The sequence below is a fragment of the Bradyrhizobium pachyrhizi genome (genome assembly GCF_029714545.1).
GTDB lineage: Bacteria > Pseudomonadota > Alphaproteobacteria > Rhizobiales > Xanthobacteraceae > Bradyrhizobium > Bradyrhizobium pachyrhizi.
Map to the genome: position 1 here is coordinate 4324688 of NZ_CP121667.1, position 13814 is coordinate 4338501.

At 64.8% G+C, this 13814-nt stretch carries 18 protein-coding genes and 1 pseudogene; 7 read left to right on the forward strand and 12 right to left on the reverse strand.

Features of this window, described 5'->3' with window-relative positions; all coding sequences use genetic code 11:
- Nucleotides 1-10: 10 nt before the first annotated feature.
- From QA639_RS19845 to QA639_RS19855, 3 genes are all read right to left on the reverse strand, one after another.
- On the reverse strand, nt 11-1012 hold the full coding sequence (locus tag QA639_RS19845; protein ID WP_050386620.1) for a polysaccharide deacetylase family protein: 1002 nt from the start codon (nt 1010-1012) through the stop codon (nt 11-13).
- Between the two features lie 171 nt (nt 1013-1183).
- Complete coding sequence (locus tag QA639_RS19850; protein ID WP_157346481.1) at nt 1184-1753, reverse strand: glutathione peroxidase; 570 nt, start codon at nt 1751-1753, stop codon at nt 1184-1186.
- Nucleotides 1754-1880: 127 nt separating this feature from the next.
- A complete protein-coding gene (locus tag QA639_RS19855; protein ID WP_283090496.1) occupies nt 1881-3596 on the reverse strand; it encodes a L,D-transpeptidase family protein in 1716 nt (571 codons plus the stop codon).
- Between the two features lie 221 nt (nt 3597-3817).
- Between QA639_RS19855 and QA639_RS19860 the strand changes: the two genes are divergently transcribed.
- A complete protein-coding gene (locus tag QA639_RS19860; RefSeq protein WP_028332339.1) occupies nt 3818-4375 on the forward strand; it encodes a CreA family protein in 558 nt (185 codons plus the stop codon).
- A 43-nt stretch (nt 4376-4418) separates the two neighbouring features.
- Here QA639_RS19860 and QA639_RS19865 read toward each other — a convergent pair whose 3' ends face one another.
- The gene (locus tag QA639_RS19865; RefSeq protein WP_283090497.1) at nt 4419-4643 is read right to left on the reverse strand and encodes a hypothetical protein; all 225 of its coding nucleotides are present in this window, start codon (nt 4641-4643) and stop codon (nt 4419-4421) included.
- A gap of 430 nt (nt 4644-5073) precedes the next feature.
- Here QA639_RS19865 and QA639_RS19870 point away from each other — a divergent pair, with 430 nt between their 5' ends.
- Nucleotides 5074-5232: a hypothetical protein gene (locus tag QA639_RS19870; protein WP_167350432.1), complete on the forward strand. Its 159-nt coding sequence runs from the start codon at nt 5074-5076 to the stop codon at nt 5230-5232.
- A gap of 41 nt (nt 5233-5273) precedes the next feature.
- Nucleotides 5274-5681, forward strand: coding sequence for a hypothetical protein (locus QA639_RS19875; RefSeq protein ID WP_018271325.1), 408 nt, complete (start codon nt 5274-5276; stop codon nt 5679-5681).
- A gap of 51 nt (nt 5682-5732) precedes the next feature.
- Here the strand turns inward: QA639_RS19875 and QA639_RS19880 are convergent, their stop codons facing one another.
- Genes QA639_RS19880 through pdxR form a run of 3 tightly spaced genes read right to left on the reverse strand, consistent with a single transcriptional unit; the run spans nt 5733 to nt 7700 of the window.
- Entirely contained in the window at nt 5733-5978 is a 246-nt protein-coding gene (locus QA639_RS19880; RefSeq protein ID WP_038377224.1) for a DUF6719 family protein, read from the reverse strand.
- An 11-nt stretch (nt 5979-5989) separates the two neighbouring features.
- Complete coding sequence (locus QA639_RS19885; RefSeq protein WP_167350431.1) at nt 5990-6139, reverse strand: hypothetical protein; 150 nt, start codon at nt 6137-6139, stop codon at nt 5990-5992.
- A 46-nt stretch (nt 6140-6185) separates the two neighbouring features.
- Entirely contained in the window at nt 6186-7700 is a 1515-nt protein-coding gene (gene pdxR / locus QA639_RS19890; protein WP_283090498.1) for a MocR-like pyridoxine biosynthesis transcription factor PdxR, read from the reverse strand.
- Nucleotides 7701-7806: 106 nt separating this feature from the next.
- Here pdxR and QA639_RS19895 point away from each other — a divergent pair, with 106 nt between their 5' ends.
- Entirely contained in the window at nt 7807-8499 is a 693-nt protein-coding gene (locus QA639_RS19895; protein ID WP_157346568.1) for a pyridoxamine 5'-phosphate oxidase family protein, read from the forward strand.
- 54 nt (nt 8500-8553) lie between these two features.
- Nucleotides 8554-9831: an ArgE/DapE family deacylase gene (locus tag QA639_RS19900; protein WP_283090500.1), complete on the forward strand. Its 1278-nt coding sequence runs from the start codon at nt 8554-8556 to the stop codon at nt 9829-9831.
- Between the two features lie 203 nt (nt 9832-10034).
- Here QA639_RS19900 and QA639_RS19905 read toward each other — a convergent pair whose 3' ends face one another.
- Nucleotides 10035-10820: a cobalamin-binding protein gene (locus QA639_RS19905; protein WP_157346488.1), complete on the reverse strand. Its 786-nt coding sequence runs from the start codon at nt 10818-10820 to the stop codon at nt 10035-10037.
- A gap of 148 nt (nt 10821-10968) precedes the next feature.
- On the opposite strand from QA639_RS19905, the gene QA639_RS19910 reads away from it, so the two are divergent.
- On the forward strand, nt 10969-11367 hold the full coding sequence (locus QA639_RS19910; RefSeq protein ID WP_028332332.1) for a PaaI family thioesterase: 399 nt from the start codon (nt 10969-10971) through the stop codon (nt 11365-11367).
- Nucleotides 11368-11506: 139 nt separating this feature from the next.
- The gene (locus QA639_RS19915) at nt 11507-12130 is read left to right on the forward strand and encodes a GNAT family N-acetyltransferase (RefSeq protein WP_050386614.1); all 624 of its coding nucleotides are present in this window, start codon (nt 11507-11509) and stop codon (nt 12128-12130) included.
- Nucleotides 12131-12265: 135 nt separating this feature from the next.
- Here the strand turns inward: QA639_RS19915 and QA639_RS19920 are convergent, their stop codons facing one another.
- The 4 genes and pseudogenes from QA639_RS19920 to QA639_RS19925 all read right to left on the reverse strand — a co-directional run bounded on the left by QA639_RS19920 (nt 12266) and on the right by QA639_RS19925 (nt 13753).
- On the reverse strand, nt 12266-12574 hold the full coding sequence (locus QA639_RS19920) for a hypothetical protein (RefSeq protein ID WP_016843036.1): 309 nt from the start codon (nt 12572-12574) through the stop codon (nt 12266-12268).
- Nucleotides 12575-12663: 89 nt separating this feature from the next.
- Nucleotides 12664-12813: a hypothetical protein gene (locus QA639_RS41780; protein ID WP_346283736.1), complete on the reverse strand. Its 150-nt coding sequence runs from the start codon at nt 12811-12813 to the stop codon at nt 12664-12666.
- 80 nt (nt 12814-12893) lie between these two features.
- Nucleotides 12894-13001: pseudogene (locus QA639_RS41785) on the reverse strand (hypothetical protein); the annotation flags it as partial.
- A gap of 68 nt (nt 13002-13069) precedes the next feature.
- Nucleotides 13070-13753 (reverse strand): DUF2161 domain-containing phosphodiesterase, encoded by a 684-nt coding sequence (locus tag QA639_RS19925; protein ID WP_283090501.1) that lies wholly within the window; start codon nt 13751-13753, stop codon nt 13070-13072.
- Between the last annotated feature and the right edge of the window lie 61 nt (nt 13754-13814).

The following is a 13814-nucleotide window of genomic DNA, read 5'->3' on the forward strand; positions in this document are numbered from 1 at the left end:
GTCGCCGGCGCTATTGCTGATCGACGGTGGTGACGACGCTGTTCACCGGGCGCGAGCTTACGGTCGGCAGCTTGACGTCCTTGGCGAGCTCCTGCTCGTATTGCGGCAGCACCGTTACCGGGAACTTGGCGCGCATCGCGACCACCTTGTAGCCGCCGGCCTTGAGCTGCGTCAGCAGCGTGGGCAGCGCTTCCGCGGTGTGCTTCTGGAAGTCGTGCATCAGGATGATGCCCTTGCCGAGCTTGTTCAGCTTCTTCATCACGGTGTCGATCACCTGCTGCGGCTTGCTCGCCTTGAAGTCGAAGGAGTCGAGGTCGCAGGAGAAGATCGCGATGTTGCGGTTGCCGAGATAGGTCACCATCTCCGGCGGATGCTGCAGCGCCGGGAAGCGGAAGAACGGCGAGGGTGAGGTCTCGAGCGCCCACTTGACTGCGGCGTAGCCGCGCTCGATCTCGTCCTTCTTCTGATCCTCGGTCAGCTTCTTGTTGTTCAGATTGGCGTGCGACCAGGTGTGGGCGCCGACCGTGTGGCCGGCGGCATAGACCTGCCGCAGGATTTCGGGGTGATAGGTCGCGTGCTTGCCGATCGGGAAGAAGATGCCCGTGGTGCATTCATCCGCGAGCGCCTTCAGCACTGCCGGCGTGTTGCCCGGCCACGGGCCGTCGTCGAAGGTCAGCACCACTTCATGGTCGCGCAGGAAGTCGAGCTGCTTGAAATGCTCGAAGCCGAAGCCCGGACCGCCGGTGGTGTCGATCTCGACCGTGCGGCCGACGCCCAGCGCGTTCGGGTTGTTGCAGGCGGCGCGCGCCGGCTGTGGCGGTTGCTTCGGCGGAACCGGGGCAGCGGTTGCGGTGGCCGGTGCCGGGGCTGCGGCGGCGGGCGCGGGAGCCGCGGCCGCTGGTGCTGCCGGTGCCGCAGTAGCGCCCTTGGCGGGCGACGTCTGCGACCAAGCTGCGCTCGACGCGAGCAACGATACGGTCCCCGCAAAAATCAGACCTGTCGCAATGCGCATGGCGTGTTCCCTGCTGCTCGCGCTCCCGGCGCCGGCATTGCCGCGACCGGGTCGCTTCGCCCCCAACCGATCGTACCCTAGTCGCAGTGGCGACGCCAAGGCAATGAACGTGGCGAGCGCGTGTCCAAAATCCTCGCCGGATCAGTTAATTCCGGGGATTATCGTCATATCTCAGGCGGCCGCCAATGCCCGTGCGATCCCGGTCTTGATGCGCGTGTCGTCGGGCGCAACCGACTCAGCGAAAACGTCGGCGATGTAGCCGTCGCGGCCGATCAGGTATTTGTGAAAATTCCAGCGCGGCACGTCCTTCGGCCGAGCCTCCGCCGCCCAGCGGTAGAACGGATGCGCGCTCGTTCCGCGGACGATTGCTTTCGCCGCGATCGGGAAGGTGACGCCATATTGATGCTGCGCGGTCTCGGCGATCTCGGTTGGGCCGCCGGGCTCCTGGCCGCCGAAGTCATTGGAGGGAACGCCAATGATGACGAAGCCGCGATCGCGGAATTCGGTCCAGAGTTGCTGCAGGCCGGCATATTGCGGCGTGAAGCCACAAAGCGAGGCCGTGTTCACGATCATCAACGGACGCCCGGCATAGTCGGCAAGTCTGATATCGCCGCCGCCAAGTGCCGGAAATGAGAAGGCGTAGGCGGTGATCCGGCTCATCGCGGGCTGCTCGGCATGCAGCGGGCGGGATGATGCGGCTGCGGCGATCGCGGTCACAATCAGTGTCCTGCGGTCCATCATGGTCTCGTCCCCGGAACAGATGTTCGTCGGGATCATAATCCGGCGGGGAGGCGCAGGCTTTCAAGAAGGCGTCATTGCCGGAAGCGGGTGGCCGGATGGCGCGAAGCCCAATCCGGGATCGATCGCCTCAACGCAGCGGCAGGATGAAGTCGGTGCCTTCGCCGGTCTCGCCCTGGTTCACACCGAGATCGGAGACGATGATCGATCCGCCGGTGCCGAGAGCTTCGCTGATCCGCGCCATCACGTCGGCCGGAATGGAGATGCGGTCGAGCGCCTCGGCCGGGGTGTTGGTCACCGGCTGCGGCTTGGCCTCGGCCACCGCTGCGGCCGCGATCTTGCGGCGATGCGAGGCACGCTCCTCGACATCGATGCGGGCGACGTTGCGGGTCGGCAGCGTCACCACCGACCAGCGCAGCAGGTTCGGATCGGTCTTGTCGGCTTGTGCGGTGAACACATGGGTGCCGAGCGGCCGGTCGCTTGCCGCGATCGTCACCGGCACCTCGAACAGCGGTGCAAAATTCTGCCGCACGTAGAGCTTGGAATCCTTGCGGCTGATGAACACCGCAATCTGGCCGCCGCGCTTCGGCACGTCGATCCTGGCGGTGCCCGGCAGCCGTGCCGGATCCTTCTTGGCGTCGGGTGCATCAGTTGCGGTCGCTGCCTCGGCGGGTTTGTCAGCGGCCTTCGGTGCATCGGTCTTCGGTGCATCGATCTTGGGTGCCTCGGCAACACCAGGCATGGCGGCGTCCGCCTTCGGCTCGTCGGCCTTGGCTTCCGCCTTCACCGGATCGCTTGCGGAGACCTCGCTCTTTGGCGTGTCGGTGCTGGCGGTGGTTTCGCCGACCGTGTTGTCATCTGTGGTCGGGTTGCTGTCGTGGCCGGCGGAATTGGTCTCGGCCGGCTTGTCGGCGGCGGCCGTCTCGGGCTTCACTGTCTCGGACTTGTCCGCTGCGATCTTCTCCGCGATGGCGTCGCGCGCCGTGGAAGAGGACGCATCGGACATCGTCGCTGACGCACTCGCTGCCGGCATCGCGCTGCTGGCGTCGGCGGTGTGGGTGTTGTCGCGCAGCGACGCGGCGGCATGGCCGACGCTGCTGCGCAAATCGAGACTGGACTGCTTGTCGGCGCCCTTGTCGCTCTTCACGCCGAGCGGCGCATCCATCTTCAGAATGTCGTCGGCAACCGGCTGCTGCGGCGCCACCTTCTGCGTCACCAGCAGCGGGTGCGAGAAACTCTCCGGCGAGATCGTGCCCGGCGTGACGAAGACGCGGGCACCCATCCGCGTCCAGTTGTACATCTTGACCGCGAACGACATCGGCATGCGGATGCAGCCATGGGACGCCGGATAGCCGGGCAGCACACCGGCGTGCATGGCAATGCCCGACCAGGTGATGCGCTGCATATAGGGCATCGGCGCGCCGCTATAGATGTTGGACTGGTGATACTTCTGCTTCTGGATGACGCTGAAGACGCCCATCGGGGTCGAATGCCCCTTCATGCCTGTCGACACCGGGCTCTCGGCATACAGGCCGTTGGCGTCGTAGATACTGACCCGCTGCTGATCGATCGAGACCGAGATGATCAGGGGACCCTGCGGCTTGCTGCCGGCCTCCTTCTCGATCGCCGGATTCTTCTTGGCTGTGCTGCGCTTCGGCTTTTGCCGGTGCGGCTGGGGCAGCGGCTCGTAGTCGCCGTAGAAGGCGGAGTCGCGGTTCCAGTAATAGAGCGCTGCATCGGCTTGCGTGGAGGCGGCGACGGTGCCGGCGGTCGTCAGAATTGCAAGCTGCCAGAACCGCTCATTCGCGAAATCAAAAATCGAAATCCGCCGTCCACCTGCGCGCATATTCCGAATCCCAGTCCAGACTACCTGTTGGTTGTCGCAGACGCACAACGCGTTCACCAGCGCAAGCGATCTAACCCTTCCGTGAGGGCGGTATTTTCGACGAAAGAGTAACAAAAAAGCCTCACAAGAGGTTAAAGCGCCGCGTTCGATCACCGAACTGTCAGCGCCTTCCTGTGCGGCGTTTGCGCACTACATAGGCGGGACCCACCCCGGAGACCTCAATGACATCGAGAACTGTGAGCTTGTGTGACCTGCGACGGTTGTCTCGCTGGGGATGCGCGGTGCTGCTGATGTTGCTGGCTTTGGGGCAGGCGGGTCCTGCGGTCGCGGCCGACGAGCCGGACCTGATCTTCCGCCGCTCCACCGTGTTCAAATGGGTGAGCCCCAACGATAAGCTCGCGACCTATGGCGTCGACGATCCCGAGGTCGAGGGTGTCGCCTGTCACTTCACGGTGCCGGAGAGGGGCGGCTTCAAGGGCTGGCTTGGCCTTGCCGAGGAAGTCTCCGATATCTCGTTGGCTTGCCGGCAGATCGGGCCGATCCGCTTCAAGACCAAGCTCGGCCAGGGCGACGACATGTTCAGCAAGCGCCGGTCGCTGTTCTTCAAGAAGATGCAGATCGTGCGCGGCTGCGACGCCAAGCGCAATGTGCTGGTCTACATGGTCTATTCGGACCGCCTGATCGAGGGCTCGCCAAAGAACTCGACGTCGTCGGTGCCGATCATGCCGTGGGGCGCAGCCGACGCTGCCGTGCAGAAGTGCGGCGAGTTCATTCAGTAGCTGGAGCAGGGGCTTGGCCCAGGCGGCTGAGGCGGCGGGCGAGCTAGCGCTCGGTTTGCCCGAACTGCTTCGCGCTGATGCCAACGGCCGGCTTGACCTTCGAGTCGCGGCAGCCGACGAGGCGGACCAGCTTCTGCGGCGCGCACTCATTGTCGCCCATCACATAGGCGCCTTGCTGCGGCATCGCGGCCGTCATCTGTTGCTGGCCGGATTTGCTCGCCGCGGATTCATTGCCAACACCGATGTTGCCATTGCCCACGACTGACATCCTTCGTTGGATCGGGAGGGATCAAGACAACGTGCCACCGCGAAGATGGTTGCACGGCGCCCAAATATGAGTCGGCCAAACCGTCGCCCGGTTCACGCCGCCCTTGCTGTGCTGCTTCTCCTCTCAGCAGAGGAAAGTTAACAAAGCGCGCTAGCTCGTTCAGTTTGCACGCATAATTGGCCCTCGCTCCGGCAGTGGCTAGGGTCCGGCATTGTCGCGCGAAGTTTTCAACAGCCTTTCAGCCACGCTCCTGTCGCTGAAATCATTGGTGTTTTCCGCCGAATGTTTCGTGGACCGCTGGTCGACGAAACAATTCCAGGTCCGACGAAACCATTTTCGGCTTGTTCCGCAGAACTCCGGAAACGGCAGATCGTTATCAGACCGTCACACAACGGCGCCGGATGCCGAGCGGAATAACGGAGACTGTCAGATGCGAACCATGAGCCTGATCCTCGCCTTCGCCTTTGTGATGGCCGGCTCGTCGATGGCAGGCTCGCCGGACAGCGGTTTGCCCGGGATCGGCACCTTCTCCTATAACGGCTCGCCGGTAGTCACCCCGGTCCCGATGGTGATGGCACAGGCCAACTGAGCGCGACGCAAAAAACAGAACTGCCGGTAAAGGCTCTCCCAATGGTGCTCCGTATCTGTTCCGCCGCGATGTTGGCATCGCTAGTCCTAATGGGGCCCTTGGCGGGCGCCGCGCAGGCCCAATCCCAGCTCCCCCTCGAATCGATGCAGATCCGCTCGCTGTACCGCGTGCCTGAACCGCGCGACGAGTTCGTGCGGCAATGCGCGCCCCATATGCTCGGCCGTTGGGCGCATCCCGAGGCCGTGTGCGGCTGCCTGCACGACCACGCCGCCGCGACCGTGGACGATCCCGACCTGCGCCAGGCGCTGCTGCGCGGCATCAGCGAGACCGGCGTGCCGACCATCGAGACCGATTGGGTGCCGCCGTCCAAGCAGGGCGAGATCGGCCCGACCTTCACCAAGATCGCCAAGCCGACCCTGCAATGCATGTTCGAGCCGGTCTCGAACTGAGCTGAGCATCAAAGCAATGAGGACCGCAGCGCCTCGCGACAGCGGGGCGTTTTACTTTTTGGCGAGGCGCGGCACGCAGCTGCGGGTCCGCACCACGCCGTTCTCGCTCAGCCTGGAGCCGACGACCTGCTTGATCTGCCCGGCCGGGCACGAGCCGTCATCGACAAGGACGCGCTGGCCGACCCGCAGATCGACGATGTCGCCCTCACGCATGTAGGACTGCTCTGCAGCGGCGGATTGAGCCATCGCGCCAAGAGCCGCGACGCTGACCAGCGCGACGAATCCCAAGCGCGGCATCGCGGCCTCCTTCACTTGTTCTGGATCTTGAGCCCGTCGGGGCCGACATTGATCTGAAGGCCTTCGGGCTGCTTGTTCGCCTGATAAAGATTGTAGCCGAGCATGCCTGCGATCACGACCAGCGCGGCGATCACGAGATACAGGACGTTGCGATTTGGCATCCGGTATCTCCGTAAGCTCGCACTGACTGAACGCGGGCGACCTTAGTCAGGTGACTGCGATTCTCCTAGAGCGCTGCGGCTTGGCGGATGGCTTGACCGATGTCTTGCGCGTCGCGCGCAGCGCAGCGAGCGTAGTCTTCGCCAGTCGTTCCGCCGACGCGACGAGTTGCGGAACCGGATGGCCGGAAAATCCCAGTACGAAGCCGGGCAGTGGCGGCGCGCGATGATAGGTCTCGGCGAGCAGCCAGCCGCCGACGCCGGCATTAGCCTTTGCCTGCGCGGCAATCAGCGGATCGGTCGCGGGATCGAGCCGCGCCACGAGGTGCAGGCCCTGCGAGGGCACGGGAACCGTGAGCTCGCCCTCCGATGCATTCGCAAGCGTCGACGCCAGGACGTCGCGCGCCTCGCGATAGAGTTTGCGCGATTTGCGCAAGTTGGCCGCGAAGGCGCCGGAGTTCAGCATGTCGGCGACCGCGCCTTCCATCAAAGTGGCGGGAAAGCGGTCGAGCGCGGCGCGCGCCGCCGTCACCGGGCCGATCAAGGCTTCGGGCAGGGCGCAATAGCCGATCCGCAATCCGGGAAACAGCGTCTTCGCAAACGTGCCCATGTAGATCACGCGGCGCAGATGATCGATGCCGGCGAGCGACAACAGCGGCGCGCCGTCGTAGCGGAACTCGCTGTCGTAGTCGTCCTCGAACACGAAAGCGCCGGCGTCCCGTGCCCAGTCGAGCAGCTCGAGCCGGCGCGGCATCGCCATTTGCACGCCGAGCGGAAACTGGTGCGAGGGTGTGACATAGGCGGCGCGCGCTTGCGGCGCGGACGCGCGCCCCTTGTCGATGCGCATGCCCGACATGTCGACCGGCACCGACACCGGACGATAGCCGCAATGCTCGATCGCGCGCCGTGCCGCCGGATAGCCGGGGTCTTCGCACCAGACCTGGTCGCCGGGCTTGAGGATCGCCCCGAGCACGATGCGCAGGACATGCAGCGTGCCGGACGCCAGCATGATTTGGTCGGGGTCGCAGCGCAGCCCGCGCGCCGACAGAAGATGGTCCGATATCGCCGCGCGCAGCTCGCTACTGCCGCGGGGATCGCCGTAATGCAGATGCTCGGACCCGAACGCGCGCAGCCTGCGGCCGGCAAAGGCGCGGAAGCGCTGCAGCGCGCGCTCGTCGATATGCGTGCAACCGAGCGACAGCGCATTGTGCTGCGGCGGCTCGATCGCGATCCTTGCGCGGCGCGGCGCGGCGGCCTGCGCCGGAATGCGCGCTGCGACGAAGGTTCCGGAGCCCGTGGTTGCCACCGCAAAGCCGTCGGCGATCAGCCGCTCATAGGCCGTGGTGACGGCGTTGCGACGGAAGCCGGTCTGCTTGGCGAGCGCGCGCGACGGCGGCAGCGGCTCGCCCGGCTTGACGAGGCCGCCGACGATCGCGCGGCACAGCGCCTGATAAAGCCGCTGCTGCGAGGCCGCGCCGGGGGTGACGTGCGGGCCGGCGAGGTCGAGCGGCAGCTCGGCCTTGCGCGCCGTGGGCTCCCGGGAATTGGTCGGAATTTTTCGCATGGAATTGGCACTATCGCAGACCAAATGAGCCGGTACAACTCTGGACAGATTCCAGATTTCGAAAGGCACCACCGTGACCGAAGGCGCATCCGCTCCGTCCTACCCCATGTCGTTCCGCAACCGGGTGAAGCGGCGCCACGACCGCGGTTTCTACGACCACGCCACCGTGCACAAGATCCTCGACGCCTCGATGCTGTGCCACGTCTCCTACGTGATCGACGGCCAGCCCTATTGCACGCCGACCTTCTTCTGGCGCGAGGGCACCAGGCTCTACTGGCACGGCTCGAGCGCGAGCCGGATGCTGGAGAACCAGTCCGAAGGGCAACGCGTGTGCCTGACGGTCGCCCATCTCGACAGCCTGGTGCTGGCGCGCTGCGGCTTCAACCACTCGGCCGACTATCGCGCGGTGATGGCGTTCGGGTCAGCCTATCTCGTCACCGACCCCGCAGAGAAGGAACGTGCGATCGTCGCGATGGTCGACCGCTTCTTTCCCGAGCGCACCGCGAGCCTGCGTGCCAGCAACAAGCAGGAGATCAAGGCGACCTCGTTCATCGCGATGGAGATCGAGGAGGCCTCGGCGAAAATTCGCGCCAAGGGCGTCGCCGACGATGACGAGGATTACGAGTTGCCGATCTATGCCGAGCGCATTCCGGTGCGCACCGTGCTCGGCGTGCCCGAGCCGTGTCCGCGGCTGCTCGACGGCGTGACGCGGCCGAAGACGCTCGATGGTTATTCGGAGGGCCGGCTGCTCGAAGATGCATTGCGGGATGCCTATTTTGCGCGATACAAGGCGGAGTGAAATCGGGCTACGTTGCGGCTCCCGCCTGATCTGTTTTCCCGATGGAGCCAAAGCATGACTGCCGAGACGCAACAACGAATCCTTGCCGCCGTTGACGAGGGATTCGATGCGCAGCTTGCGACGACGCAGGCCTTTGTCGCGATCCCTTCGACCCGCGGCGCCGAGGGGCCGTGCCAGGACATGATCGGCGATCTCCTGCGCGAGCGCGGCTACGAGGTCGACGACTGGCACATCAATCTCGACGAACTGAAGGACCTGCGCGGCTTCGGCCCGATCGAGCATGATTTCTCGAAGGCGCGCACGGTGGTCGGCACCTACCGTCCGGCCACCAATGCCGGCAAATCGCTGATCCTGCAGGGCCACTGCGACGTCGTGCCGACCGGTCCGCTCGAGATGTGGGAGACGCCGCCGTTCTCGCCCGTCATCAAGGACGGCAGGATGTACGGCCGCGGCGCCTGCGACATGAAGTCCGGCACCATCGCCGCGCTCTATGCGCTGGATGCGATCAGGAAGGCCGGCCTGAAGCCGACGGCGCGGATTCACTTCCAGTCCGTCATCGAGGAAGAGAGCACCGGCGTCGGCGCGCTCTCGACCTTGCAGCGCGGCTATCGCGCCGATGCCTGTTTCATCCCGGAGCCGACCAACGGCACGATGATCCGCTCGCAGGTCGGCGTGATCTGGTTCCGCCTGAAGGTGCGCGGTTTCCCGGTGCACGTGTTCGAAGCCGGCGCCGGCTCGAACGCGATCATGGCGGCGTATCATCTGGTGCACGCGCTGGAGCAGCTCGAGATCGCCTGGAACGAGCGCGCCAAGGCCGACCGCCATTTCAAGGACGTCAATCACCCGATCAATTTCAATCCGGGCATCATCAAGGGCGGCGACTGGGCCTCCAGCGTGCCGGCCTGGTGCGACGTCGACTGCCGCATCGCGGTCTTGCCGGGCTGGTCGATCGCCGAGTGCCAGAAGGAGATTCTGGCTTGCGTGTCGGCGGCGGCGCGCGATCATCGCTTCCTCTCCAACAATCCGCCGCAGATCGAATGGTCGGGCTTCCTGTCGGAAGGTTACGAGCTGGTGAACTCCGAGGCACCGGAAGCCGCCTTCGCCAAGGCGCACCAGGTCGTCTATGGCGGCGCGGTGGAAGACCGCGCCTTCACCGCGCTGACCGACACGCGCTTCTACGGTTTGAACCACAACATCCCGAGCCTCTGCTTCGGCGCCACCGGCGCGGCGATGCACGGCTTCAACGAATATGTCGAGCTGGAGTCGCTACGGAAAGCGACCAAGGCGATGGCGCTGTTCATTGCGGAATGGTGCGGCGTGGAGAAGGCGTAGCCAAAGTCTGCGCCCCTCACTCAGTATTGCGGGCGATAGCGCAACAAATCCGGTGTCGTCCCGGCGAAGGCCGGGACCCATACTCCGCAGCGGATGTTGTGATCGGGACTCGTCCTTGCAGCGCTGCAGATCAATCAAGATTTGTGGTTATGGGTTCCGGCTCCGTGCGCAATCGCGCACTCGGCCGGGACGACGCTGAAGGCTCAACGCTCTGCCCACAACGCCTTCACGATCGCATCGAGCCCATCGGTCAACGCCGCGGGGCCGGGCTGCAGGATGATGGGCGACTTGATCTCGACGATGCGGTCGTTGCGCACCGCCGGGATGTCGCGCCAGCCCTCACGCTTGCGGATGCGGTCGGGCACGACCTTCTTGCCGCACCAGGACGCCAGGATCACGTCGGGCATCGCCACGCGCACGGCGTCAGGCGTGACGATGCGATCCTTGGCCGCCTGGTGCGCGCGCAGATGCGGCAGCGCATCGGTGCCGCCGGCGATCTCGATCAGTTCGGACACCCAGCCGATGCCGCTGATCAGGGGATCGTCCCATTCCTCGAAATAGACCTTTGGCCGCGGTGCCGGACGCGGCGTTGCGGCGATCGTGGCCAGCCGTTGTTTGAGGTTTTGTGCGAGCCGGTCGGCGCGGTCGGCGGCACCGACCATCGCGCCCAAGGTGCGGATCATCGCGAGGATGCCGGCGACGTCGCGCTGGTTGAAGACGTGGACGGCGACGCCGGCGCGCACGAGATCGCCCACGATGTCGGCCTGCAGATCGGAGAAGGCGAGCACCAGATCGGGGTCGAGCGCGAGGATATTTGGCATGTCGGCCGAGATAAACGCCGAAACGCGCGGCTTCTCGCGGCGGACCTGCGGTGGCCGCACCGCATAGCCGGAGACGCCGACGAGGCGGTCCTGCTCGCCGAGCAGATAGAGCGTCTCGACCGTCTCTTCGGTCAGGCAGACGATCCGGCGGGGAGGGAAGTCGCGCATATCAGGCGGTATGCAGGCTCGGAGGCATATTGTCACTGATGTCATGACGTCATTCGCGCCATTACCTCAGACGTCATTGCCGGGCCCGCTCGGGCAATCCATCATGCCGATACCAACCTCGAAGAAGGCCACAAAGCAGGGAGTGCCCATGACGCCGCTCGAAAAGATCCAGTCGATGAAGATGCCGTTTGCGGAACTGAAGGGCGTTACCTTCATCGAGGCTGATCAGGACCGGGTGGTCGCGAAAATGGTGGTGCGGCCGGACCTCTGCACCCTTCGCAACACGATCCATGGCGGCGCGGTGATGGCCTTCGCGGACTCGGTCGGCGCCGCTGCGACCGTGATCAACCTGCCTGAGGACGCCAAGGGCACCACGACGCTGGAGAGCAAGACCAACTTCATCGGCGGCGCCAAGGAGGGGACGACCGTGATTGCGACCGCAACACCGGTTCACCGCGGGCGGCGGACCCAGGTGTGGCAGACCAGGCTGGAGACCGAAGACGGCAAGCTGGTCGCGGTGGTGACCCAGACACAGCTGGTACTATGATGGGGCGATAATGTGATTTGCCAATCACCGCATGCCTTAATTGAATGAATCTCAACGCTTGAATTTTATGGTGCGTCGCACAATATAGGAGTTGCTAGGGACTCGACGCCTCCTCGAGGGCTACCAAGAGGAGTATGAAATGAACTATGATTCCATTCGTCCGACGCCCGCCAAGGGCACCGTGCGGACGTTGAGCCAGCAGGAAGAGCTTCCTCTGCTGCGCGATCACCTGCTGCGGCTGGATCGCGCCAGCCGTCATGATCGTTTTCATGGCTTCATCGACGACAGTTTCATCCGCCGCTACGCCGAGCGCTGCGCCAATGACGGCACGGTCATCATCGCCTACTTCGAGGACGGCGTGGTCCGCGGCGCGGCCGAATTGCATCCGCCGGAGCAATCACCGGATGCCCAGCCCGAGATCGCCTTCAGCGTCGAGCGGTCGGCGCGGCGGAAGGGCGTCGGCAGCACCCTGTTCCGCAAGCTGATCGCCGAGGCGCACGCCAAGGGGTACGGCAGCCTGCGCATCACCACCGGCGCACAGAACGATGCGATGCGGGCGCTCGCCACCAAGTTCGGTGCCCAGTTGACCTTCCGTCACGGGGAATCGACCGGCAGCATCGACCTGACCGAGCAGCAGCAGCCCGAAGCGGCGCCAGCTGTCGCCGCGGTGACGCCGGTCGAGGCTGCGCGCGCGATCGTCGACATGAACCGCGCCTATTGGCGCATGGTGATGCAGATCTCCGGCTGGGGCCGGGCGGCCTGAGTCGGTAGCGTTTCCAAGCGAAGTGGATACCGCTTCGCGTGAGGGAAACGCGTCGAACAAGAATCTCGGATCAAACGAAAAGGGCAATCCATTCAACGGATTGCCCTTTTTCTTTCAGCAATTGGATGGTGCGTCTCAGGTGCCGGTGCGCTTGTCGGTCGCAAAGCGGCGAACCACGCGGCGCTCGACTACCACGGAGCGCTGCGCGCCCTGTTCGCCGGCGATGACGCGGGTTGCCGTGCCGGTGCGGGCACTGACGCGCGCGGTCTTCTTCACCTCTGCGAGCACATCGTCATAGGGCAGCCCCATCAGGGCCGACGCGATCTCGGCCTGGGCCTCCACGTCATCGGTGATGCCGATGGCGGCGAAGATTGCTTCTTCCAGCGTCGGCGGATCATGCCGCACGCGCCGGGTGCCATACTTGGTATTCCAGTCTCCGCTCATCGCCGCCTCATCTTTGAATCGCGGGAGATACGTAAGGTCCCCAATGTTGCATTGCAATATGAATGTGAGATGGCAATCCAGCCATGCAGCTAGAGTCTCTCAATCTTGTGAGCGTCATAAAGTTCGATCGTGGTCGCTGCGGCCGCGAGGGATTGCAGCGAGAGGACGAAATCGCGTGACGCCGGGACCGCGAAATGCGCCGCCAGCGCGGCGCGGTCGGCCCATTGCTCGAAGAACACCAGTCTGAGCGGATTCTCCAGTCGACATGGACTGCGTGCGAGATGCAGCCGGGCTCGGAGCGAGAGCGATGCACGTGCTCGAGGCTCAGCCGCCGTGCCTCGTCGAACGAGTCGGGGCGGGCGGTGACGCTGCCGGTGACGACGATCATGATATCCCCCTTCAATGCGCGATGAAGCCAAGTCATCATCGCGCTTTAGGTTCTTGTTTGAGCGTGATCTTTTCGGAAAACCGCTTCGCACTTTTCCGGATCATGCCCTACGGGGTGGCTTCTGCCCCGGATGCACTCATCTGTTGCTGCGGCCAGCGCTTCAGCGCGGCGCGACCGGCATCGGTCAGCACATAGATGCCGCGCTCGGCGCGATCGAACCAGCCATAGACATTATGCAGCAGGATCTTGCCGGCGTCGGGAATATCCGCGCGGAGGTCGCGCACCCGCCGCGGCCCATCCGAAAGCGCACAGGCGCAGGCCAGCGCCTGCTGCCGGTAGGCGGTCATGATCGGCGCCCGCGTCGATCCTCCCATCGCGGGATCGCCCTTGCGCTTCCGGTGCTCGGCGATCAGCCGTGAACGCTTCTTCGGATTGCGGCGGGGTGCCGCGGTCGGCGGCGGCACCAGCACCTCGACGTCGCCGCGATCGGTGACGCCGAGCATGCCGAAGCCGAGCCGCCGGCACAGATTGCGATAGCGCGCGTCGCTCTCGCGGCCCTTGCCGCGGGCCGACACCTTTGCCGCGATCCAGACCTCGTCGGCGGCGCCGGCGCGATCGACCGCCTGCAGGATCAGTTCGAGATTGAAGGCGAGCTTGAGTTCACCGATCACGACGACAGGTGGATCATCGCCGCTCAGCGCCACGAGATCGCAGCCACCGATCTCGCCCTTCACCGTGAAGCCGAGCTTTTCCAGGAAGCGTTTGACGGGCAGATAAAGCGTGGTTTCCAACAGGCAGGCTCCTGCGGCATGAGCCGCGACTCGGTGCGCCAGCATAGCGCGGAATTGCGCC

Coding starts and splice junctions, on each gene's coding strand:
- QA639_RS19920 (WP_016843036.1), bottom strand. CDS start 12,574: ATGAGCGGAGACTGGAATACCAAGTATGGCACCCGGCGCGTGCGGCAT.
- QA639_RS19915 (WP_050386614.1), top strand. CDS start 11,507: ATGAACTATGATTCCATTCGTCCGACGCCCGCCAAGGGCACCGTGCGG.
- QA639_RS19900 (WP_283090500.1), top strand. CDS start 8,554: ATGACTGCCGAGACGCAACAACGAATCCTTGCCGCCGTTGACGAGGGA.
- QA639_RS19880 (WP_038377224.1), bottom strand. CDS start 5,978: ATGCCGCGCTTGGGATTCGTCGCGCTGGTCAGCGTCGCGGCTCTTGGC.
- pdxR (WP_283090498.1), bottom strand. CDS start 7,700: ATGCGAAAAATTCCGACCAATTCCCGGGAGCCCACGGCGCGCAAGGCC.
- QA639_RS19885 (WP_167350431.1), bottom strand. CDS start 6,139: ATGCCAAATCGCAACGTCCTGTATCTCGTGATCGCCGCGCTGGTCGTG.
- QA639_RS19875 (WP_018271325.1), top strand. CDS start 5,274: ATGGTGCTCCGTATCTGTTCCGCCGCGATGTTGGCATCGCTAGTCCTA.
- QA639_RS19865 (WP_283090497.1), bottom strand. CDS start 4,643: ATGTCAGTCGTGGGCAATGGCAACATCGGTGTTGGCAATGAATCCGCG.
- QA639_RS19895 (WP_157346568.1), top strand. CDS start 7,807: ATGTCGTTCCGCAACCGGGTGAAGCGGCGCCACGACCGCGGTTTCTAC.
- QA639_RS19905 (WP_157346488.1), bottom strand. CDS start 10,820: ATGCGCGACTTCCCTCCCCGCCGGATCGTCTGCCTGACCGAAGAGACG.
- QA639_RS19860 (WP_028332339.1), top strand. CDS start 3,818: ATGACATCGAGAACTGTGAGCTTGTGTGACCTGCGACGGTTGTCTCGC.
- QA639_RS19845 (WP_050386620.1), bottom strand. CDS start 1,012: ATGCGCATTGCGACAGGTCTGATTTTTGCGGGGACCGTATCGTTGCTC.
- QA639_RS19850 (WP_157346481.1), bottom strand. CDS start 1,753: ATGATGGACCGCAGGACACTGATTGTGACCGCGATCGCCGCAGCCGCA.
- QA639_RS19870 (WP_167350432.1), top strand. CDS start 5,074: ATGCGAACCATGAGCCTGATCCTCGCCTTCGCCTTTGTGATGGCCGGC.
- QA639_RS19910 (WP_028332332.1), top strand. CDS start 10,969: ATGACGCCGCTCGAAAAGATCCAGTCGATGAAGATGCCGTTTGCGGAA.
- QA639_RS19855 (WP_283090496.1), bottom strand. CDS start 3,596: ATGCGCGCAGGTGGACGGCGGATTTCGATTTTTGATTTCGCGAATGAG.